This window comes from Taibaiella chishuiensis (assembly GCF_003014535.1).
Taxonomy (GTDB): Bacteria; Bacteroidota; Bacteroidia; order Chitinophagales; family Chitinophagaceae; genus Taibaiella; species Taibaiella chishuiensis.
The window spans coordinates 86,790-110,438 of record NZ_PYGD01000009.1 but is presented as its reverse complement, the minus strand read 5'-3'; the positions used below and the strand labels follow the sequence as shown (position 1 = coordinate 110,438).

The following is a 23,649-nucleotide window of genomic DNA, read 5'->3' as shown; positions in this document are numbered from 1 at the left end:
AAAGTTACAGCCCGCTGAAAGCGGGCTGTAACAACACGAACCAATATGGATACCTGTCTCTTATTTCAGGATCTCGAACCTGCGCATAGCCGGGCCATCGGCAGCACCGACCTTAAGCAGGTAAACGCCCGGCGCCCAGCCGGCAGTCCCGATACGTAACCGGCTCTTGCCTGTAGCCATATGGAATACCCGCTGCCCGGTGGCCGTAAATATCTCAACCTGTTTAAAGGCTGCTCCCGACTTACTTTCCAACAACAGGAAATTTTTAGCAGGATTAGGATACAGCAGCCAATCGCCGGCCGCATAACGGTCTTCGATACCGGTAACCGCATCGGATACCACCAGGCTTAGGCTCATGGTAACGGTGGTGTCGCTGCAGTCGCCGTCCATAGACAGGGTAACGACGTAAGTACCATTAGCGGTGTAGGTATGGGCTACCGACACGCCCGTTGCCACCGGCGTGCCGTCGCCGAAGTTCCAGGTGTACGTATGTGCAAACTGCGGATTGTATACCGTGAAGGTATAAGTCGCCGCGCTGTTGTAAACCGCGTTAATACTGTCGGCTACAGGCAGGCTGGTCAGCGATACGGTAATGGAATCGACGCCGGTACAAGCATCTGCCGTTACGGCCACGCTATAGGTTGCCCCGGCCGATACCGTAAGGGTCTGACCTGTGCTGCCATCGTTCCAGAGGTAGGCCGCCCCCGGGTTACCGGCATCCAGCACCAATGCTGTGCCGGGACATATGACCGTATCATTGCCCAGGTTCACCAGGGGTAGCGGTGTAACGGTAAGATGCAGCGTATCGGAGCCCACACAGCCATTGGCGGCAGTAACGGTAACAAAGTACGTGCCCGCGGCAGTCACCGCTATACCCTGGCCCGTACTGCCATCGCTCCACAGATAGCTGCCTCCGGGGTTACCGGCATTTAACGCCAGTGTATCGCCCGCACATATCGCGGTATCATTGCCCAGTCCTGGCATTATGCTGTAAACGGGTTGCACCGAAACGGTAAGCGTATCGTTGGCGGTAAGGCCGTCGGGCTGACCATTGGGCATAGCCGTCCATATTTTAACCACCGAGAGTACGCCCGCAGGGAATACGGCAGTACCAAGATCTACCGTATCCACATTGTCGCTGCTGCCCATACCGGGAATGGGCGTGGTATAACTGAGCACAGGCTGCGTTACCCCGTTCACCATCCAGTGCACCTCCACGGTATTCAGGGTATTGATGCCTGCGTTAACGATGGCTGCCTTAACCGGCCTCGGGCCGCTGCAGAAGGAGCCGGAGGGCTGGATCAGCGCCAGGGCGCCGGCATTGTTGATTTGCGAAGAGGACACCTGGAAAGCGCCTGGCGTGGGTGCTGCAGGTCTTGCAATCCCGTTGATATCTGTGGGTACCAGGGTCTGCATGTTGAGGCCGTTGTTATAAAGATTGCCGTTAAGCGGCAGAAAGTTACCGCCCGTGACATTGGCGTACTGCGGCGCCTGGCTTAAAGAGCCCACTTCCAGCGCCGGGTAAGCAGCCTGGAAAGCAGCCATGGTGGCATAGGCCGTGGTGTAATAACCATAGGATTGAGCACCCGGCTGCGTGGAGTTGACATAAAAGTTATTGCGCCCCGCATCGGCAACGGCAGTAGCCAGGTCGTAGTAGAAGCCATACTTGGCCCCGTTGTTGCCCCCGGTTATGGATACTATATTGTTGCGTACCTGGATACCGGTATTCGTTCCCGAAACGGAAATACCCCGCACAAAGCCCGTAGGCCATGCGTTTATGGGCACCGCGATATCGACGGTATTATGTATAAAATCGGACTGCGTCGCGGCAGGCGCGTGGATACCGTATATAACTCCTCCCTGGTTAATATTATAGATGGCATTGTTGGCATACAGGTTCCTGTTGGCCGGCGTTCCTTTACCGGCGGCATAAATGCCGTAGACACTACCGCCAAAATTTATAAGCGTACCGCCCGGGCTATGTATCCGGTTACCGGTAACAATCGTACCTGGCGCAATGCCTGCAGTACGTATACCATAGAAATCGGGAACATTGGTTTTCGTTTTCCGGTGCAGCTCGTTGTTCAGCACTTTTGTACCGGTAGCCCCGTCGATATAGATACCGGTTGATGCGAAATTCTCCAGGATATTGTTTGCAATGGTATTGCTGTCTGATGCCCCGCAAATGGTAATCGCATACTCAGGACCACCTTCAAGCGTGATTCCCCTTATCCGGTTTCCACCCAGGTAGATATGCGATCCGTTGTTCCCTGCTACGGTGGGCGAAGTATTCGAGGCACTGAAACAGATACCGTTGATATTGCTGCCCAGGGGTCCGCTATTGTTTACGTTAATGACACAATTGGTAATACTGTCGTAGGCCGCGCCATTGGTGATGAGCGCTGCCCAGCCGGAAGTACCGAAATTCATGCCGCCGCAGGTTATATTCAGGCTGTCAATTTTCAGGTATTTGGTACCGGACAAGGTAAGTACCTGGCGCGAGATAATGCCTGTATAATAGTACAGGAAAGCACCATGTCCATTAATCTTTACCGTATTTACCGCCGAGGCGCCCCGTATTTCCGAAAAAAATACGGGCTCTTCGTAGGGAGCCGGGTTGGGTACGACGTCAAAAACCACAGGACCGGTAATACCGCAATCCAGGGCGATGAGGGCATCCTTAAACGAAGTAAAATTGGCACCGCCTGTAGGCAGGCTTTTATTGATCGTATAATTACCAGCGGGGAGCCCCGCAACAACCGGCAGCAGCAGCGGAACGGAGTAGGCCGGGGTGCCATTGTTACAGCGCACTTTTGCCCGGTACCAGGTGGTGTTCAAGGAGGCGGTAATACCCAGCGATGCCACCGGGGAGGCAGTGCTGATACTCGTAGGCGTAAAGGGGTTGTCGGTGGGCGAACTTTCCCATTCGTAAGTAAGTCCTGTATTGGCACCGCTGCCGGTTAGCCCAAGCACGAGCGGGGCCAGGGGGCATACCGAGTCGGAGGTCTTGTTGATCGTGGCAATACCGGCTACAGGCGTTCCCGAACAGGCAAGGCCGGGCGTATAGCTCATCATCAGGTAAGGCCGCCGGCCGGTAACCGTTCTTCCCACGGTAGTAAGATTGGCCGGGTTGTTGCCGTTGCGCCCGTAGGTGCGTTGATCTACGAGCGACAACATCCAGTTGAAAGCGCCTGTGGTGGGATTGCCGCTTACCTGGCTGATATCCCATTCAGTAAGGATCTCCAACGATCCGCCGGTATAGACAAATCCGGGGGCGCTTAGCGCAAAGGTGACATAGTTGGGCGTTACGGTAGCAGGTATGCTCTGGTTCAGGTTTTCATATACCAGCGAGGTCCCGCCTTTCAGACCGGCCCAGGAAGCGTCGAAAGGGGCATAAGCGGCAGTCAGCGAGTTTTTCATAAAAATCCTGAAAACACCGCCACCCGTGGTAGCTGCCGTATTGTTCTTTACCCAACCCAGCTGGGTAATGGTAGCTCCCGGCAGAATGCCTTTGGCCGCCAGCTCTGCCTCGGTATAGAGGTAAGCGTAGCGGCTCAGATCATCGGAAGAGGCTGCAGAACTGCGGTATACAGGTCCATAATCAGGGGTCGGAGTTTGGGCGGTGCCATCGGTGAAATAGGCGGTCTGTGCCCGCATCGCCAGCGGGCATATTGCCAGCAGGAAGAGCAGGAATAATCGATTGGCTTTTTGCATTGGTTTTCATTTTGTACCTGCCTGCAAATTGCCACAAGGCAAATATTCAGGTAGGCGGGTTAGGGATTGGGGGCATTAACATATGCAAATTTACAATTTATTAACATATACGTTTTACATTTCTTATGTCTCATAAAAAAACAGGAGGTCCGGCTCCGGACCTCCTGTTTTCAGTGTGCAGGTTAAGGATATCTTACCTCGAATTTACGGCTGCGTATGCCTTGATCGGTTTCTATTTTCAAGGTGTATATACCGGCGGCAAGTCCCGAAGTGGGCAGTACCAGGCTGCTCCTCTTATCCGCTTCCTGTTGGTATACTTTTTGCCCGAGCATATTCATCGCCGTCACCGACCGGATCTTTAGCCCGCCTTTCACCGTCACCGTCAGCCAGCCCCTGGCCGGGTTCGGATAGACCAGGATGCCGCCGGGATCGTCGAGCACCGCCAGCCCGGTGCCGCCACCGGCATCAAACACATCTACGGTCCGGGACTGGTGGCGGATCAAACCGGTACATTCCCCTTCCACCATAAGGTCTACGGTATAGATGCCGTTTACGGCGTAGCGGTGTTGTACCACGGCCCCGGTTTTAAGCGGCGAACCATCGCCGAAATTCCAGGTATAATTCAGGACAAATAAAGGATTGATCGGGTTAAAGGTGTAGGTAGCCGTATCGCCGTAAACAGCATTGATCCCGTCTACCCGTGGTATATCTTTCAGCACCACCGTCACATCGTCGGTACCCACGCAACCGAAAACATCAGTTACATCCACGGTATAAATGCCTGAAGTATCCACGGTACGGGACTGGTTCGTGGAGCCATCATCCCAGAGGTAGGCCAGGCCTATATTACCGGGGTCGAGCGTAGTGGTGGTACCGTAGCAGATGGCCTGGTCGGGGCCCAGGTCGACCAGGGGCAGGGGCCGCAGGCTCAGTTGGAAGGTATCCATACCGATACAACCATTGGCCCCGGTAACTTTTACATAATAGGCGCCCGCCGTTGCCACATTGCGGGTCTGTGTAACAGCGCCATTATCCCAGAGATAGGTGGCGCCGGCAAAACCCGCATTAAGCTGGTAGGTAGTACCGGTGCAGATAGCCGCATCGGGACCGAGATTTACCGACAGGCTGCTGGATGGCTGTAGCAGGGTTACCAGCGTATCGTTATCGTTGATCCCGTCGGGAAAACCATTGGGCATACTGGTCCAGGCCTTAAGCTCGGTGATGCTGTTGGGCAGGAACAAACCGTTGCCCAGGGTAACGACGGCCGTACTGCCGGGGTTGCCTGCTACTGCCAGCGTACCGCTGTAGGATACTGGTGTTTGCAGTATGCCATTCAGCGACCAGTTAACCTGCACGGTATTGATTACATTAAGCCCCAGGTTAGCGATCGTTACCTTAACCTGCTTGAGGCTGCTGCAGAACGGGCCCACTGGCGCATTCAAGGCGGTAACCCCGGCATCGGTCGAGAACTCGAAAGCGCCGGGTGTAGGCGTAGCAGAACGCGCCCTGCCATTAATATCCAAAGGTACTACAGACAGGAGATTGACCCCATTGCCCTGCAGGCTTATGTTTTGGGGTGTCAGGTCGCCGGCAGCCGGGGCAAGATATTGCGGATCTACGCTCAACGACCCTACTTCCTGGGTAGGGAACGCCGCCTGGTAAGCGGCCATTGTTGGATAATCGACACTCTGCCGGCCACCATAGAACTGCCCCGCCGCGGGGGCGCCCACATAGAAGTTATTGCGTTGCGCATTAACGTTCCAGCTTACAGCCCCGTTAAAATAGTTGTAGAGAAAACCATACGTTGTTCCCGGTGTACCGCCGGTAACGGTTACCAGGTTGTTTTTAAGCTGAACCGTATTGGTATCATTACCCAACGGGGAATAATTATTCAACCATATACCCCGTCTGATGCCGGTATTGCCGGCACTACCGCTAATAGCAACCGTATTATGATAGATATAGTGGCTGGTTGAATTCCCGTTACCCAAAAAGATGCCCCAACATTGTGCCGCAGATTCGGACGCAATATTATAGATCGCGTTATTGGCGATAATTATGGTATCATTATGTAGCGTGTCACTCCACCAGGTCCCGTTACCTGTCCCGATGCCATAGAATGTTCCGCTAAACGTATTACCGGCCGATGGATTATGGATACGGTTACCGATAACCTCAACCCGGGAAGGCATATTATAGTTTAGGTAATTAGAATAAAAGCCGGTATTGATGCCGTAAAAATAGTTATCAGTAACTTTTGTACTCCGGTGAATATTATTGTACAGGATCTTCACATTACGGGAACTATTTGCATGGATACCTAAATAGGCAAAGTTTTCCACCTCGTTATGCGCAATTACGTTATTGCTGTCGCTCACACTGTATCCTAAGCTGATGCCATAAAAGGGACCTCCGTTTACAGCCGGGCCTTTAACATGGTTATAACCAATATAACAATTCCGGCCATTTTCGCCTATAGCACCAGCCATTATAGGTGAGGACGAAAACATAATACCGTTTGAATTGGTTAAACCGGTCGGACCGGTATTTCCGGTGATCGAAGTCATATCAAAAAAACAACGGGTAAGACTGTCGTAGGCGCAGCCACCGGTGAACAAGGCCCCGCAACCTTCCAATGGGGACAGGGTTTTGAACGTGAGGCTATCTATTTTCACGTATTTCGCACCGGTAAGCCTCAGCAGTTGCAGATTTTCCATGTCATACACGTTATAGTACTGTACCCGGTTACCATTGCCGTTTATCTTAACGGTGTTGACGGCGCTGGCTCCCGGTATGTTCCCAACGCGCAGCATCTCTGTATATGGCCCCGATCCCGGCGTCACGTCGAGCACTACAGGCCCCGTTATACCACAGCCCAAAGCAGCAGTGGCAGCAGCAAAAGAAACAAAATTGGTTGCCGAAGCAGGTTGATTTTTGTTGATGGTATAAGTACCGGCAGCCAGGCCTGCGCCGATCCCCATAGTAAAAGCATTGGAAATGCCCTGCAGACCAGAAGCAACACAGGTCGACACCATACGGTATTGTGTAGCCGCCGTGATCCCGGAAGCAACAACAAGCTCCGGCCCTGTGGCGCCGGCGATATCGCTCCAGAGGGCAGCGGCAACGTTATAATACTGCCATTGGTGCGTAACGCCTGCGGCTGTTGTATACCCGCTGGCAGATAAGGTAAAGGCAGTGCCGGAGCAAATACTGCCCAGGCCCGTAACCACTGCGGCAACGGGACTACCCGTACAGGATGCGGCCGGCATAAATTTAATACTGCCGATCCAACCGCGGGAAGCAATAGCAGGGGCAGCCGGAGGCGCCGATGCACCGCCAAAACCTATAGCAGGCCCGGTATGAATACTGCAACCATCCGCCGAGACCGTAATGGGCGCAGTAAGTACCCCTACGCGCAAAGTGCCCACCGAGGACATGCCCAGGATAGCCAGTCCGTAGGTCGTATTACCCGGCACCGTAAGGCTGATGCCCTGGAAAAAAGGCTGGGTGGCCGTAGTGGTACTGTTGCCGTAACTATTAACACTGGTGCTGCCATTCAAGGTCCAGCCATTGGTTGCATCAATCGGACCCGGCACACCGTTTACCGCCGAGTTCTTATACCATAGCGATACGGTCTGGCTACCGTAGTCCGTTAGTACACCCGAGATATCGGTAATCACAACGGGGAATGCATTGGTGTTCTGAAAATTGAGGGTAACAGTCGCAACGGTCTCATTGTTACTCAGCGAAGAGGCCGTACTGATAACCGACTGGCCCCGGGCAAGGGCAACGCCCGTAAGCAGGGCAAAGAGTAACAGGCATACCTTGGGCAACGCCGGGTTGTTGACACGGGATAAGGTTGGTTTCATATCTTGGTTTTCGTTTTGCCTACTCTAAAAAAGGGTTTTCGGCACTATCCCCCTGTACATAAAGTGGTTAGCTTGCTTAAACTTAATAAAACCGTATACAAAAAGAAGGACGGGCAGTAATAATTTATGCCTGCACAAACAAATCAACAACAAATAATTAATTAAAGAAAACACATTTAGCTATCCATCAGGGTAAAACACAAATTGTTTAATATTAATTTATTATAACCAGGCAAGGCTTCAGCAACAAAGACGGCAAGAAGAAGAAAAAGGTTTGAGCCCCGCCTTATCCGTGTAGCAACCAGGGCAGACAAGGCACAAAAAAATAAGCCAAACTCCCTGCATAAATTTATATTTGCAAAAGTCCCGATACAAGCGGCTGAAAACACAAAATTCATGAACAAAAACGTACTCCTTTATCCGCTTGCCGGTCTGCTGAGCTTAACAGCCTGCCAGTCCGGTAATGAAAAGAACGGCGCCGGCCAGGCCTCGGAAACAAAAAAAACTGACGAAAAGGGCAAAGATTACCATACCCTGTCCAATGCCGACAGCGTACGGGTTACCCACCTCAACCTGAATATCCGTGTAGACTTCGACAAGAAGAAAATAAGCGGATCGGCACACTGGGATTTTAATAATGCACAAAAGGCAGGCGACATTGTATTCGATACGCAGGACCTGACCATAGACAGCGTAATACTCGACGATGGCAGCAAGGCGGATTTCAACCTGGCAAAGGCAGATCCCATATTGGGCAGCGCGCTGCGTATACCCCTGAAACTGGGCAATAAAGCACTTACCATTTACTACCAGACCGGGGCCAACCCCGTAGCGCTCCAATGGCTGGAGCCTGCACAAACCTTTGGCAAGAAAACACCGTTCCTCTATACCCAAAGCGAATCGATCTATGCCCGCAGCTGGATACCCTGCCAGGACGGCCCGGGCATCCGCTATACCTACGATGCTACCGTGCATGTACCCAAAGGACTGCTGGCGCTTATGAGCGCAGAAAACCCGCAAAAGAAATCGGCAGACGGTACCTATACCTTCAAAATGGACAAACCGGTACCGGCTTACCTGATGGCGCTGGCAGTAGGTGATATCGCCTTCCAGCCGGTAGACGAACGCACCGGCGTATATGCCGAGCCCTCCATTTTAGGCAAGGCCCGCAAAGAACTGGAGGATATGGGCACTATGGTCCATACTGCGGAGAACCTGTATGGTCCTTACCGCTGGGGTCGTTATGATGTGCTGATCCTGCCTTCCGGTTTCCCGATCGGAGGTATGGAAAACCCGAAACTGACCTTCAGTACGCCTACGATACTGGCAGGCGACAAATCGCTGGTAAACCTGATCGCCCACGAGTTGGCGCACAACTGGAGCGGCAACCTGGTTACCAATGCCACCTGGAACGACTTCTGGCTGAACGAAGGATTTACCGTTTATTTCGAACGCCGCATTACGGAAGCCACTTATGATAAGGACTATGCCGATATGCTCTGGGAACTGGGCTACCAGGACCTGGCCGCTACCGTAAACGACCTGGGCAAAGACAGCAAGGATACCTGGCTGAAACTGGACCTCAAAGGCAGGGACCCGGACGTAGGGCTTACTGATGTAGCCTACGAAAAAGGCGCTGCCTTCCTGTACCTGATCGAAAGGACCGTAGGCCGCGAGAACATGGATAAATTTCTCCGGGGCTATTTCGACAGCCATGCCTTTAAAACGATCAATACCGAGGATTTCCTCGTATACCTTTACGACAACCTGCTGAAGCAGAACTCTGAATGGCAGAAAAAGATCAATATCGATGCCTGGGTATATGCACCCGGCATCCCGGCCGATTACCCGCATGCCGACCAGGTGCGATTTAAAAAAGCCGAAGCCCAAAACCAGGCCTTCTTAAACGGCACCGCTGCGGCCCAGTTGCAAACCAAGGGTTGGAGCACCTATGAGTGGATGCATTTCCTGCGCCTGTTGCCCAAAGACCTGAGCGCCGAAAAGATGGCGGACCTCGATAAGACTTTCCATTTTACACAAACCGGCAACAGCGAGATTGCCGACCTGTGGTTCCTGCTGGCGATCCGCGCCAAGTATGCCGCAGCCTACCCTGCCATGAAATCGTTCCTATATGTAACCGGCAGGCAGAAATTCCTGGAGCCCCTGTACAAGGCGATGATCGCCACACCGGAAGGCATTGTTATGGCTAAGGAGATTTACCAGAAAGCAAGGCCCAACTACCACCCCCTGGCCCAAAAAACGATCGACGAGATCCTGAAGGATAAATAAACATATCCGACTGTAATAGAAAAGCCTCCGTTGTTGTCCAGCGGGGGCTTTTGCCTGTATATCCCGCAAAAAATAAGTGCGGGAAATGTATGGTTTTCTTATCTTCATAGCCCAACCTTTGTGTTAAGAGGACCGTCTTTAACGGCAAGGACGAAATAAAAAACCTGCAAAAAATATTGTCCGTAGCATTGGCATATAACAACGTCTCAGTAAAAACTGATGAACTTCAGGAGCTTATAGAAGGGTGCATTCGCAACGAGCGAAGCGCCCAGGCGAAGATATATCACCTTTTCTACCCCCGGATGATGAGTATGGTTAAACGGTATTTTCCCGAGCAGGTGAATGCGGAGGAGATACTCAACAATGGCTTTCTACGCGCCTTCCAGAAAATGAGCACCTTCTCCTTTAAGGGTTCGTTCGAAGGCTGGCTGCGCAGGATCATTTTCCATGCCATCGCCGATTATGCATCTTCCAATATCAAGTATAAACAAAGCATCGTACTGGCGGAGAAAGATGAGTTTGTGCACAAGGATCATGCTAATCAGCTTTATTACAACGATTTACTGAAACTGATACAGGAATTACCCGAGGCAACGCGTGTGGTATTCAACATGTTTGTGCTTGACGATATGCCCCATAAGCATATCGCCAAGACCTTGGGAATCAGCGAAGGCACATCCAAATGGCATGTGTCTGAAGCGAGGAGAATGCTAAAAGAAAAAGTGGAACAACAAAATTTACATTTAAAAAAATAAATACGGTATGGATCCCAACAAAGATTTCATCCATATTGACGATGTATTTAAGAACTTACGCAACGGCGAGGAGCGCGAAGGCTCCGGCGCATGGTTGAACATGAAGGGCCTTTTGGATGCAGAAATGCCTGTAGGAGGAGTAGTGTCAGGAGGAAGGTCTGTTCGTCGTTATATCATCCCTGCAGTTGCGTTACTGTTGCTGGGCGGCGGAGCCGCTTACTGGAAAGTAACCGGCGACAAAAAAGCCGATGCGGTGCTTACCGAAGCCACGCAACCGGCGGGTACACTTAATACATCAACCGGAGGCAATAACCCGTATTCCGGCAATAGCAAAAACGACCGTGCAACAACACTGGCCGCTACCACACCTGCCACCCATTCCGGCAAAGCTAAGGCCACACACGGCGGGCAGCAGCAGGCCGGTCCGGGTACACAAACAGGCGGGGCAGCAAGCCAGGCTACAGGCAGGAGCCATGCCGGCGGTACCCCCGCAGCTTCGGCCACGCATGCCACAGCCGGCACGGCAGCCCGCAAAAACGGCGCAGTTGCCGATAACCGCGATCAAACCGCTTCCCGGAACAAAACCCGGCAGGCAAAACCAACGCATCAAACCGTTGCGTCCCATACCGGTGCGCCTGCAGGCAACAACGGCAGCAATACCCCAGCCTCCGGCAACCAGGCTAACACCATAGCCGCAGTTAAACCCACCGTGGTTAAACAGCAACAGGTGCTGGAAACGATTAAACACCAGGACAACAATACCAACAACAGTAACAACAGTAACAACAATAATAACAATAACACATCAACTGCACTGGCTTCCGCCACCGGCGACAAAGGCGCTACGGCTGCGGGCGATAATACAAACACGACAAACAGCGCCGGCAATACCAACAACAGTGCCACGCCATGGACCTGGAAAACCAAGGCGATAGTGAACAACAAGAAAATTGTACAATCGCCCGACGGCAACTACTACAAAGAGCAACGCGATACCTTTAAACGCATCGACCTGGTAGAACGTTATGTATACCCGCATGGCAAGGCCGCCAGGAACACAGCACCCAAACTGATTACGGATACCGTAGCGGTAACCCGTATCGAAAACATACGTTATGTACCGCTGACCAAAATCGACATTGCAGAACTGAAAAAACTGAATGTCAACATTACGGTGAGAGAACTGGTGCCCCTGGCCAAATTACGCGCCGGCACGGTAGCCCGCGAACATGTAAACCTGGTACCGCTCAGCAACTATAAAGTGGCAAGCCGCAGCGTAGATCCCAGCTCCTTCAACAAGCTGATCCAGAATACGGCAGGTGGCGTAGCCGGTTACTTCGACGGCTCCCGCAACTTCTATGCTGCAGTAATGGTAGGCGGCAACGGCTCATTTGGCAACCCGGGCGCTTTTGGTATGCAGATCGGCGTAGCGGGCCTGCTCGCCCTCAGCGAACGCTGGACTCTGGTAGCAGAGTTGAAGTACATGAACCATTATTTCAGTAACTACAACCTGCAGGACCAATCCGTATCCTACGAGGTAAGCAAAACCCAGAATGGCGCCGGATGGCTCTTTTCAGGCAAGGAACTGGTTAACACCTCCTCATACAAGGTCAATAGCTATGGCAGCATACATATGCCGGTAACCATGAGTTATAACCTGGGCCGCGTATCAGTATTCGGCGGCCTCGACCTGGCCTATGCTTTCCCGATAAGCTGGGAAAAGAGGACCAGTACCAATACCAACTTTGTAGAAAGCCAGGTGGACCAGGATAAAAACCCTTACCAGAACAAGTTTGGCCAACTGGACGAGGTACACGACTTCGGCTCCCGGTTTGGATTGGGTTATGCCATGGGTATGAGCTACGACTTCTCCCGTAAGTTATCGGTAGATGCCCGTATGACGCAGATCCTCTTCGATAATGCCAAAGGAGGTACGGAAGGCATCAACAAACTGTTCCGCCAGCCCTCTCTGCAACTCTCGCTGGGTTACTACTTTGGCCGGAAGGAAAAAGTGGTGTACATCATGGACAGAAGATAAGACCATAAATATACCTATACAAAAAAGGCCTGCTCTGTAACCGGGGCAGGCCTTTCCCTTTCCCCTTATTCCCGATGGTGTACCCTACTCCATTCTTTTCGGAGTTCGCACAGCAGGTAGCTTCGTCCCTATTGCCAGCAGGTTTTCAGGGGAGGCTAAGGATCAAGCTTAAAAGTCAGGGACCAGATCAGGGCCTTGTATTTCTTCTATAAAAGACACTTTATAGATTTGAACTCTAAAAAACAGAACAACCACTAACCTGAGGTAACGGGGAGCAATGAACGGCTGCCTGTAAGGATTTAAGATTAGATTAAAGCCGCGGTCCATGTCCGCGTCATGCTATGTGCAGCATTCTTAGCAGGATACATTGCGGAGAAGTGCGCTTTTTACAGACACTTCCGGTAAGGCAAAAAGACAAAGAAGCATATTGGGCCCAACAAAGCAATTCGTTTAATCTATCCCCATTTTTTTTCGCAGCGACACGGCGCTCGCTGCGAGAAAAAATGAAATTCACGGGATCACATTTTTAATACCCCCGGAAATTCCGCTTGCTCCAGGACTAATTATAAAAAAACAAAAGACCTGCTCCTTAAGGGGGCAGGTCTTTTGATCATTAATTTATTTACGGCAACAGGCCGGTTACAGTTTGTCTACGATTTTATCTACGATACCATAAGTCAGGGCATCGTTGGCATCCATCCAGTAGTCGCGCTCCAGGTCTTTCAGCACTTTTTCGAAAGGCTGCCCGCAGGCCTCAGAAAGGATCTTGGCGCCCAGCTCTTTGGTTTTCTGGATCTGGTGAGCATGGATCTCCAGGTCGGCAGATACGCCCTGGAAGTAGCCACCCAGGCTCGGTTGGTGGATCATGACCTCACCGTGCGGGAATATAAAACGTTTGCCTTTTTCGCCGCCGGCCAGCAGGATAGAACCCATACTGGCAGCCAGTCCCATACAGATGGTAGATACCGGCGACTTGATCATACGCATTACATCATAGATCACCATACCGCTGGTTACCACGCCACCCGGGCTATTGATGTAGAATTTGATTTCTTTACCGGGCTTATCGGCGTCCAGCAACAGCAGTTTGGAAACCACGTCCTTGGCCGACTTGTCCTCTACCGGTCCCCAGAGATATACGGTACGGTTTTTAAAGAACATTTCTTCCGACTTCTTGGCCATCATCCCCATCGGAGATGGCTTGTCGATGACGGGTTTTTCTTCCTCTTCATCTTCGTCTTCGCTTTTATTCAGCAAGCCCAGCTGGGCAAGATTATATTGATTCATATTATTATTGTTAGGTTGATATAAAGGTGAATATTCCGGCTGTCCTGGGCAGGGCATGCACTTATTTCTTAGCCTTTTTAGGATTGCTTTTCAGCACTTCGTCCACGATACCGTAAGCCTTGGCTTCTTCGGCCAGCAGCCAGAAGTCGCGGTCGCTGTCGGTTTCTACTTTTTCGATAGGCTGACCGGTATGCTCGGCGATAATGCTGTACAGGTTATGTTTTACCCTTTTGATCTCGTTTACGGTAATACCGATATCAGTAGCCTGTCCGCCGATGCCGCTGCTGGGCTGGTGCATCATAATACGGCTGTGGGTCAGCGCGGTACGTTTGCCATGGGTACCGGCGCACATCAATACGGCGGCCATACTGGCGGCAATACCGGTACAGATGGTTGCGATATCGGGGTTAACGATCTGCATGGTATCATACACGCCCAGGCCGGCATACACGCTACCGCCGGGGCTGTTGATGTACATCTGCACGTCGCGGGTACGGTCGGTGCTTTCGAGGAACAACAGCTGTGCCGTAACGATGTTTGCGACATAGTCGTTGATAGGCTCACCCAGGAAGATGATACGATCCATCATCAGGCGGCTGAATACATCCATAGAAGCCACATTCATCGGACGTTCCTCTATAATGTATGGTGTAAGCGCCATAGGCTGCGCACTTACATGCTTGGCATAGCTATCAAAAGTATTGCTGCTGATACCCTGATGCTTGATTGCGTATTTACGAAATTCGTTGTGATCCATTTTAATATGGGTTGAATAATAAAAGATAAACTTAAGGCATTTCCATCCAAAAAACGGAAGGCCTGCGAAGAAAGTACAACAAATATCAAACCATTTGCCAATAATGCCAAATCGTCACACCACCGCGGATGGCCTTGTCAAAAAATGGCGCAGACGGGGTACAGGCGCGGCACGCAGCAAGACGTCCACGATGCTGTCTACGCAATAATACCGGGCATTTGCCCCGGCTTGGCGCCCTGGCAGCATAAAGCAAAAAATGCCTGCCGCGGTATGCTATTCAGTCGTACCACAGCAGACAGTTTGTATGGGCGGGGCCTGTACCGCCTTATTTTTTTAACGTTTTATTGGGCGGCAATCACCGAGATCTCTACCCGTACAAACTTGGGCAGGGCGGCGACCTGTACGCATTCCCGCGCCGGTGCATTTTCGGTAAAGTATTTACCATAGATTTCGTTTACCGCGGCAAACTGGTTCATATCGGTAAGGAAAATACTGCTCTTTACTACATTCGAAAAGTCCATGCCCGCTTCCTTCAGGATAGCAGCCAGGTTCTCCATCACCTTTTCAGTTTCGTCCTGTATCCCGCTTTCCACGAGGGTTCCGGTAGCGGCGTCCAGGGGTATCTGCCCGGATACGAATAAAAGATTACCCACGCAAACCGCCTGGTTATAAGGGCCGATAGGTGCAGGTGCAGCAGTTGTATTGATGATTTGTTTTTCCATGAGGCAAATGTAATACTTTTGCATTCTTATTATTTCAGATGCCGACCCTACTTTATATCGATACTTCGGGCAATACCGCTACCATTGCGCTGTCTGCAAACGGCGGGCTTAAGGCCCTGCGCAGGCACCACCAGGCGCAGGAGCAGGCAGCGGTAATCAACCTGCTGATCGAAGACCTGCTGCAGGAATGCAACTTACAACTCCGCGATCTCGATGCGCTTTGTGTATGCGCCGGCCCCGGATCCTATACCGGCCTGCGGGTGGGCCTCAGCACGGCAAAAGGCATTGCCTTCGCCCTGGACAAACCCCTGATGCTGTTTAACAAACTGGAACTGATCGCCCGCGAATTCAATACCCAACATACGGCTTCGCAGCTGGTTGTGGCTCTGAAAGCCAGGCTGGGCGAATACTTCGTGGCCCGTTACGATGCAGCCCATACGGTATTGACCGAACCGCAACACCTGTTCGAAGCCGACCTCGACACCTTGCTTCAAGGGCAGGAAGCCCTGCTCCTAAGCGATACCGACCTACCGTATACAGGCCCCCGGGTTATGATACCGGCCGATTATGCCGCCGGTATGGACAGCTGGATCGCCTTTGCCACGGCCCGTTTTGCTACAGGCCGCTTCGACGACCTGGCTTACAGCGAGCCCTTTTACCTGAAGGCGGCATTTACCACGCAAAGCAAAAAATAAGGCTGGGTATCCATTTTCATTTTCTCAATTTTCTATATAATGTCTAACAAATCAAAAACAGCCGCCAACTCTTTTACCACCATGAGCGAGCTGGTTTTACCCGGCGAAACCAATACCCTGGGTAATCTTATGGGTGGCAAGCTGATGTACTGGATGGATATCGCCGCAGGCATAGCTGCCCAAAAACATTGCAATACCGTAGCCGTAACTGCTTCGGTAGACAATATTTCTTTTTCCAACCCCATCAAGCTGGGCGACCTGCTGACCATCGAATCGAAAGTTACCCGGTCCTTTAACAGCTCTATGGAGGTACACCTCCAGGTATGGGGCGAAGACCTCAGGGCGCAGCATCGTTACCTGTCCAACGAGGCCTATTTTACCTTTGTGTCGCTGGGCGCCAATGGCAGGCCCTATACTGTGCCTGAGGTGATACCCGAAACCGAACAAGAGATCGAACGCTTTAACGGGGCGCTGCGCCGCCGCCAGCTGCGCCTGATCCTTGCCGGCAAAATGAAACCGGAAGATGCCGGGGAACTAAAAGCTTTATTTGTCTGAATATTCGAAAAGCAGGTACGCAAGTCCTGCTTTTTTTATTTTAATTTGTAATTGGAAAAACATCTTCCGCACTTAAGCGCTTAAAGCTGCCCTGTCATGAGTAATAACGGCTACACACAAGCAATTGCCGGTTCCGGCGAAAACGTGGTATGGGAAGGCAAGTCTTCCCAACTGCTCAACCTCAAACATTTTTTGATCGCCCTCATCTTCCTCGTGGCCGGCGCCTGGTGCGCCGTACGGTTCAGCGGTTACCTGTTCCTCGTGTGCGTGGCGGCGGCAGGTTATGCATTTTACAAATTCCTGATCATCAACTCGGCTACTTATACCATCACCAGCCAGCGTATTATCAGGCGCTCGGGCGTCTTTAACCGTACCACCTTCGAAATAGAACTGTACCGGGTAAAGGATGTACACCTTTTTGAACCGATCTACTACCGGCCTTTCTCGCTGGGCAATATTTCGCTTATCTCCTCGCAGCGCAGCGTCCCGGTATTCGAACTGACGGCCATTAAACATGCGGCTTCGGTAAGGGAACAATTGCGCCACCTGGTCGAAAAACGCAGGAACGAAAAAGGCGTTGGCGAATACGACACCAATTAAACAGACTTCTATTCCCGTTAACTTATGGCAACAACCGACATTGCCCGCCTGCGCTTACAACACCAGCATATAGGCGGTAAAGGCCTGCACAGGCCGCAGGATATTGTAGGCTGGCTGGGCGCTATGCAGGCCCAGGACTATACCATGGCCAAATGGGGCATCGGCATACGCCTGCCCGGGCATACGGAAGCCGCTATAGAAGCTGCTGTTACCGAAGGCGATATTATACGAACCCACATCCTACGCCCAACCTGGCATTTTGTATCGGCACAGGATATACGGTGGATGACGGCCCTGAGCGCGCCCCGGCTGGAGACCAGCCTGCGTTCGCTCAACAACAAACTGGAACTTACACCCGCACTACTCAAAAAAAGCTTCGGGCTGATCGAAAAGGCGCTGAGCGGCAACAAACACCTTACCCGCCCGGAACTGATGACCCTGCTCGCCAACCAGAAGATCCGGACTGATGAGTTCCGCTCCAGTCATATTATGTTTGGCGCCGAAATCTCGGGACTTGTATGCAATGGCCCTGTTCGGGGCAAACAACATACCTATGCCCTGCTCGATGAGCGGGTAGCGGCCGCCCCTGCAATAAGCAGGCCGGAAGCCGTAGCCCGGCTTACGTTGCGCTACTTCTCCAGCCACGGACCCGCTACCGTTGCCGACTTTGCCTGGTGGAGCAACCTGCCGCTCAAAGAGATCAGGCAAGGGCTGGAAGATAACCGGGAACACCTGGCGTGCATCCGGATAAAAGAACAGGAATATTGGCTGCCGGCTGCCGGACCCGCGCATAGTGCGGCCCGCCAGGAAGTGCACCTGCTGCCTGCTTTCGACGAGTTTATGGTGAGTTACAAAGACCGGAGCGCCAGCCTGGACCCGGCATTGGGCGGTGCGGTGATTACCGCCAACGGCATCTTTAAACCGATGATTGCGGGCAAGGGAAAAATAAAAGGCTCCTGGAAACGGACGGTACAAAAAGGGAAGACGCAGGTAAGCTCCGACTTTTTCCGCGCCGAAGATGCGCTTACCGCCAAGGCCTTGCAACCTGCCCTCAAAGCTTACGCTACCTTCCTGGGCGAGACCCTGAGCATGTGAGGTATTGGGTATAAAGGTGTTAGATGTTAGGTATTAGATGTTAGGTATTAGATGTTAGATGTCATCCTGAGCGCAGCGAAGGATCTCATCAATTTGCTGGCTTTACCAGCGTGTAAAGCGTCAAGTACCAAGAGGGAGCCTGCCATCCTGAGCACAGCGAAGGATGTCATCGGTTAGCCGGCTTCAATGGAGTGTTACGTATCTGAGGAAGCATGCACCCTCCCAATACTCACTACCCACTACCCGATTTCCCCCTACTCCACCTGCAGGTTCAGGCTTTCGCGCAATTGGCGCAGCGCCGGGTTCTTGCTGGCCATCTCTTCAAAAATTTCCAGCTTATTCATGGGCCTTTCGATCACCACCTCTTTACGGGCGGTAGGGTCCAGTTGCACCATCACCCGCAGATCGGGGATAAAGGTCTTCTTCTTGGCAAAATCCAGGAATACCTCGCGCTGGTTATTGCCATAGATCTGGTTTACCGTCGATACGCAGACCACCTTAATCTCGTTCTCCGAGATATGATGGATAGACATCATCCCCAGTTGCTCTGCTACCGGTACCTGGTTCAGTTCATTGCGCACATATGATTTAAAATCCTGGAACAGCTGTTCCACGTTCTGCTGATCGAGCACCATACGCTCGCCCTGGTCTTCTACCTCCTGCCCGATCTGGGTATGGATGTCTTGCAGGAAGTTGCGGCCCAGCTTGGGTTTGCGGGCCAGATCAGGTATGGGAGCAGCAACGTTGCCGCTATAAACGGGCGGTGCAGGTTCGGCCACCACGGCTTCAGGCTTCGGTACCGGCGGTGGTGTATAGGCAGGTTGAGCAGTAGGCTGCGGCGCAGGTGCAGGCTGCATTACAGGATGTGGCTGTGGCGCGGGAGGCGCCATGGTGTGCGTAACAGGAGGAGCAACCGGTTGGGGTACAGGCTGCGCAACGGGTTGTGGTACCGGCTGTGGCGCCTGCTGGCTTATGCCATTACCTGGTTCAAGCCGTTTTTTTTTTGCATCCGCATCAGCAGATGCAGCGGGACTCAGCATATCGTTAAGATAACACAACCGGATAAGGCATAACTCTATATGCAACCGCTTATTCAGGGCCGTACGGAAGCCCATTTCCGCATCGTTTAACAAACTGAGTGCGGATAAAATATAATCGGCAGGAATGATCTGCGCTTTTTCGAAATAAATACGCTTATGATCTTCGGGTACATCCAGCAGGCGGGCCATACGGCCATCCTTGCTCAGCAGCAGGTTACGGAAGTGTTCGGCAAAGCCGTTCAGGATCACATCGCCTTCAAAACCGCGCTGCAACACATTATCGAGTTGTAATAAAGCGCCGCCTACATCTTTGCTCAGCAATACATCGCCCAGCTTGAAGTATACATCGGCATCGAGTATGTTCAGGTGCTCAACAGTCTGCGCATAAGTCAGCTGCCCGTTGGTAAAGCCGGCGATCCGGTCCATCATCGACAGCGCATCGCGCATACAGCCTTCACTTTTTTGTGCGATGATGTGCAGGCCTGCATTCTCGGCAACCACCTGCTCCTTGGTACAGATCGAAGCCAGGTGCCCAACGATGTCTTCCGTTTGTATCCTTTTAAAGTCGAAAATCTGGCAGCGCGACAGGATCGTCGGCAGGATCTTATGCTTCTCGGTAGTAGCCAGGATAAAAATAGCGTAGGAAGGCGGTTCTTCCAGCGTTTTCAGGAACGCGTTGAATGCCGCGGTGCTGAGCATGTGCACCTCATCGATAATATAGATCTTATATTTACCGTGCTGCGGCGCGTAACGCACCTGTTCCGTAAGAGAGCGGATATCGTCTACAGAGTTGTTGCTCGCGGCATCGAGCTCGAAAATATTAAAGGAAGTATTGTCCTGGAAGGAAAGACAGGTGCTGCATTCGCCGCAGGCTTCCATATCCGGTGTCGGGTTTTCGCAATTGATCGTGCGGGCCAGGATACGGGCACAGGTTGTCTTACCCACACCCCTCGGACCGCAAAACAGGTAGGCATGTGCAAGATGCTGTGTACGTATCGCGTTCTTTAAAGTGGTGGTAATATGTTGTTGCCCAACAACGGTGTCAAATGTTTGAGGACGGTATTTACGGGCTGACACAATGTACTGTTCCGACATGGGTGCAAGTTCTGAAATTTGCAGGATATGAGCAAAAAAGGATAGCCGGGGGCCGAATAAAAAGGATTGATTAGTTTTGTAAAGACAGGCGGTACGTCCTTTGCAATATAACGCTACCGGGTTCAGATTTCCATACCATGCATTATTCATTTTCATATAAAAAAAGATATTTTTTTACTGCCATAGGTTTATGCTTATGGAGCCTGCTTGCCGTTTCCTGCAAAAAGGACCAGATCGAAACCGCCCGCGTAACGCAGGTAACCACACCCTCTACCGCTGATCTTAATAAAATCCTGTTTACCAGTAAGGACGAAGGTTATATCGTAGGCGGCCTGCGCTACGAGCAGTCCGACATCCTGCATACCACAGACGGCGGCAATACCTGGTCGCTGTTCCATATGGACGGCGACGGCAAAAAAGCGATCTACGGTCTTGCGGCGAACAACGGTAATATATATGGCGTAGGTTTCGATGGCAAAATTTTTATCAAAAACGATGCCGGCATGGCCTCCTGGCGTTATGTACAAACCAGCTGGTGGGAATGGTTCCAGGATATCACCTTCTCCGAAACAGGTAAAGGATTTATCGTAGCGGGCAATGCTTATAACAATGGCCGCATACTCCGCACCGACGGCGCCGGCAATATCCTCAGCGTCGATAGTTTTGAATACGAACTTACGGCTATCGGCTTCGCTTCGCCGGCCGTAGGCTATGCCTGCGGGTTCGGCGCCGTACTGAAAACCAGCGATGGGGGCGGTACCTGGATACTGCAGCAGGCTAGAGGCGATTATTTTAAATCGGTATGCGTACTGGATGAGCAACATGTATGGATTGCCGGTTATAACGGCAGCATTATCTGTACCCGGGATGGCGGCGCCAGCTGGCAGCGGCTGCGCAACGGCGACGACCCGCTGCTGAAACGGTACCGGTTGCGGGCCATCCTGTTCAAAGATGCCCATACCGGGTATGCAGCAGGCGACAAAGGTCTTTTACTCAAAACCGAAGATGGCGGCCTGCACTGGATGGAGCTTAAACCCTTTACGGGCTCCGACCTGCGTTGCCTGGCCTTTCATCCCGACGGCAGTCTCTGGACCGCGGGTACCGAAGGGGTAGTTTTCCACATTCGTGAATAACCCGGCCCCAGTTTTTTGCAAAAAAACTCGTCTTTATTCCTACAGGACGTAATAATATTTAATGTTTTCAGCCGTTTGTTAATCCTATAAACCAAAAACACCATACGCAGTACGATTGTATTAAAACATGGCGGAATACACGGAACTGGATATAATTGAGGGATGCCGGCGGAACAACCGTATGCATCAGGAATATCTGTATAAAAAATATTACAGTTTATTCCTGAAGCTCTGTGCCCGTTATGCAAAGGATATGCATGATGCGGAACAGCTGATGCAGGACGGTTTTCTGAAGATTTTTAACCACATTAACGACTACAGCGGCAAAGGATCGTTTGAAGGATGGATGCGGCGTATCGTGGTGAACACCTGCCTGGACTACCTGAAAAGTAAATACCTGAAAAATGCCATGCAGCTGCATTTCCCGAATGAAATAGGAGAAAGCGCAACATTCAGCGTGGAGAACAATGCATTAGATAAAATTGCCATGAAGGACCTGCTCGGTATTATACAAACCCTGCCTCCCATGAGCAGAACCGTGTTTAACCTTTTTGTATTTGAAGGATATACCCATAAAGAAATAGGTGCGCTGCTGGATATGAGCGAAGGGACTTCCCAATGGCATGTCAACAATGCCCGCAAAAACCTGCAGCAAAAAATAAAAGCAAATCAGTTTACAGAAATTAAGTGTTATGAGCAAAAACGAATTTGATGAATTGCTCTTAAAAAAGCTGGGGGAAGAGGACCTGGAGTACGACCCGAAGCACTGGGAACATTTGTCCCAGCTGTTGCCGCCTTCGCTTGCCCCCGCCGCAAACCGGGGTAAGAAGTGGGCCATTGCAACGGGTATCGCTGCCGCTGCCGCCTTCGTGCTGGCTGCTGTATTCTATATGAAGCTGGTGGACAAAAACAACACCCCTGTGCAAGCCCCGTCGCTGGCACAGGAAAAGGCCCAGTCCGGGCAGCCTGGCGTACAGGCGCCGGCACCAGCTCCGGGAACGGAACAGCAAAGCACAACCGGTACCACGCCTGTTATGCCTGGCAAACAAGCCCAGCCACCGGTACTTACCGGCAATTCATCGCAACCACAACCGGCATTGCCCCAACAGGCAGTACCCAACACGCCGCAGCCAAATCCTGCGCCGGCACCAGGCCTTGTACCACAGGAGCAGCCCCCGCAAGCCCCTGCTGAAGAGCATATCGCCAAAACGCAGGAGCAGCCCGCTGCCGTACCCGCGGAACACAAGGAGCCTAAAGCCGCACCGGTTATCGCTAAGAACGAAAACAGGCAACCGGCTTATCCTACGTATGCCGATAATTTCGACAACCCGCGATCGGCGTTCAACAGCGGCGCCAAAGCCAACAAGACCAGTATCTCGCTGGGTGGCGGCGTAAACTACGGTAACCTCAACACCGGTTATACCGTAGGCGTGAGCGCAAGGACAAAAATCGCAGGTAACTTTTTCGTAGATGGTACCGTGGCCATGATGTATAATAACAACACCTCCAATGTGGTTAACTACAATGGCGCGGCTACGGCCAAAGGACTGGCCCGGCCATCGGCGGCCCAATTACCGGCTTCGCCTGCGGTAGAGCCGATCCAGAACCTCTATTATGTACAGGTAAACCCCTCTATTGGCTACCAGATCGACAGGAATATCGCCCTGAGCGTGGGCAGCGACTTCCAGCAGATGCTGAGCCGTACCGATGGTGCGGAAAAAGTGCAGCTCGCTGCTGATAACGCCAAGATCTTCCCCGCCTTCGACGTAGGTCTGACCACCAAATCCGAATTCAATATTACGCCCAATATCCAGGCCGGCCTCATGTACCGCGAAGGATTGAGCAACCTGTTGAAGAACGATGGTAACAAGTATGTAAACCGCCGTTATTTCCAGGTACAGTTTAAATACAATATCCCAGTCAATTAACCGGTACAGGCCGCAATATAAGTTTATGGCGCTCTCCCGACCGGGGGGCGCCTTTTTCTTTTACTGGTTTTCGACGC

General features: G+C 51.9%; 16 protein-coding genes. 10 read left to right on the top strand and 6 right to left on the bottom strand.

The annotated features are described in order from the left end of the window. Positions 1-60 precede the first annotated feature (60 nt). Entirely contained in the window at positions 61-3,714 is a 3,654-nt protein-coding gene (locus tag B0I18_RS19445) for a T9SS type A sorting domain-containing protein (protein WP_106524420.1), read from the bottom strand. Positions 3,715-3,896: 182 nt separating this feature from the next. Further along, a complete protein-coding gene (locus B0I18_RS19440; RefSeq protein WP_106524419.1) occupies positions 3,897-7,583 on the bottom strand; it encodes a PKD domain-containing protein in 3,687 nt (1,228 codons plus the stop codon). A 396-nt stretch (positions 7,584-7,979) separates the two neighbouring features. On the opposite strand from B0I18_RS19440, the gene B0I18_RS19435 reads away from it, so the two are divergent. The 3 genes from B0I18_RS19435 (at position 7,980) to B0I18_RS19425 (ending at position 12,665) form a co-directional block, all read left to right on the top strand. Further along, positions 7,980-9,872 (top strand): M1 family metallopeptidase, encoded by a 1,893-nt coding sequence (locus tag B0I18_RS19435; protein ID WP_106524418.1) that lies wholly within the window; start codon positions 7,980-7,982, stop codon positions 9,870-9,872. Positions 9,873-10,048: 176 nt separating this feature from the next. Then, on the top strand, positions 10,049-10,627 hold the full coding sequence (locus B0I18_RS19430; protein ID WP_106524417.1) for an RNA polymerase sigma factor: 579 nt from the start codon (positions 10,049-10,051) through the stop codon (positions 10,625-10,627). 7 nt (positions 10,628-10,634) lie between these two features. After that, a complete protein-coding gene (locus tag B0I18_RS19425) occupies positions 10,635-12,665 on the top strand; it encodes a porin family protein (RefSeq protein ID WP_106524416.1) in 2,031 nt (676 codons plus the stop codon). Between the two features lie 639 nt (positions 12,666-13,304). Here the strand turns inward: B0I18_RS19425 and B0I18_RS19420 are convergent. From B0I18_RS19420 to B0I18_RS19410, 3 genes are all read right to left on the bottom strand, one after another. Beyond that, the gene (locus B0I18_RS19420; RefSeq protein ID WP_106524509.1) at positions 13,305-13,952 is read right to left on the bottom strand and encodes a ClpP family protease; all 648 of its coding nucleotides are present in this window, start codon (positions 13,950-13,952) and stop codon (positions 13,305-13,307) included. Positions 13,953-14,013: 61 nt separating this feature from the next. After that, positions 14,014-14,709 (bottom strand): ClpP family protease, encoded by a 696-nt coding sequence (locus tag B0I18_RS19415; protein ID WP_106524415.1) that lies wholly within the window; start codon positions 14,707-14,709, stop codon positions 14,014-14,016. A 341-nt stretch (positions 14,710-15,050) separates the two neighbouring features. Further along, on the bottom strand, positions 15,051-15,431 hold the full coding sequence (locus B0I18_RS19410; RefSeq protein ID WP_106524414.1) for a RidA family protein: 381 nt from the start codon (positions 15,429-15,431) through the stop codon (positions 15,051-15,053). Positions 15,432-15,469: 38 nt separating this feature from the next. Here B0I18_RS19410 and tsaB point away from each other — a divergent pair, with 38 nt between their 5' ends. The 4 genes from tsaB (at position 15,470) to B0I18_RS19390 (ending at position 18,376) form a co-directional block, all read left to right on the top strand. After that, positions 15,470-16,126 carry a tRNA (adenosine(37)-N6)-threonylcarbamoyltransferase complex dimerization subunit type 1 TsaB gene (gene tsaB / locus B0I18_RS19405; protein ID WP_106524413.1) on the top strand — a complete coding sequence of 219 codons (657 nt, stop codon included), beginning with the start codon at positions 15,470-15,472 and terminating at the stop codon, positions 16,124-16,126. Between the two features lie 39 nt (positions 16,127-16,165). Continuing rightward, positions 16,166-16,681 (top strand): acyl-CoA thioesterase, encoded by a 516-nt coding sequence (locus B0I18_RS19400; protein WP_106524412.1) that lies wholly within the window; start codon positions 16,166-16,168, stop codon positions 16,679-16,681. A gap of 96 nt (positions 16,682-16,777) precedes the next feature. Beyond that, the gene (locus tag B0I18_RS19395) at positions 16,778-17,281 is read left to right on the top strand and encodes a PH domain-containing protein (protein WP_106524411.1); all 504 of its coding nucleotides are present in this window, start codon (positions 16,778-16,780) and stop codon (positions 17,279-17,281) included. Between the two features lie 24 nt (positions 17,282-17,305). Beyond that, on the top strand, positions 17,306-18,376 hold the full coding sequence (locus B0I18_RS19390; protein WP_106524410.1) for a winged helix DNA-binding domain-containing protein: 1,071 nt from the start codon (positions 17,306-17,308) through the stop codon (positions 18,374-18,376). 254 nt (positions 18,377-18,630) lie between these two features. Here the strand turns inward: B0I18_RS19390 and B0I18_RS19385 are convergent, their stop codons facing one another. Then, on the bottom strand, positions 18,631-20,511 hold the full coding sequence (locus B0I18_RS19385) for a DNA polymerase III subunit gamma/tau (protein WP_106524409.1): 1,881 nt from the start codon (positions 20,509-20,511) through the stop codon (positions 18,631-18,633). Positions 20,512-20,648: 137 nt separating this feature from the next. On the opposite strand from B0I18_RS19385, the gene B0I18_RS19380 reads away from it, so the two are divergent. From B0I18_RS19380 to B0I18_RS19370, 3 genes are all read left to right on the top strand, one after another. Further along, positions 20,649-21,644 (top strand): WD40/YVTN/BNR-like repeat-containing protein, encoded by a 996-nt coding sequence (locus B0I18_RS19380; RefSeq protein WP_106524408.1) that lies wholly within the window; start codon positions 20,649-20,651, stop codon positions 21,642-21,644. A 181-nt stretch (positions 21,645-21,825) separates the two neighbouring features. Next, positions 21,826-22,356, top strand: a complete 531-nt coding sequence (locus tag B0I18_RS19375) for an RNA polymerase sigma factor (RefSeq protein ID WP_181358536.1) — start codon at positions 21,826-21,828, stop codon at positions 22,354-22,356. Further along, positions 22,337-23,572: a hypothetical protein gene (locus tag B0I18_RS19370; protein ID WP_106524406.1), complete on the top strand. Its 1,236-nt coding sequence runs from the start codon at positions 22,337-22,339 to the stop codon at positions 23,570-23,572. Before B0I18_RS19375 ends, B0I18_RS19370 begins: the two co-directional genes overlap by 20 nt. Positions 23,573-23,649: the final 77 nt, after the last annotated feature.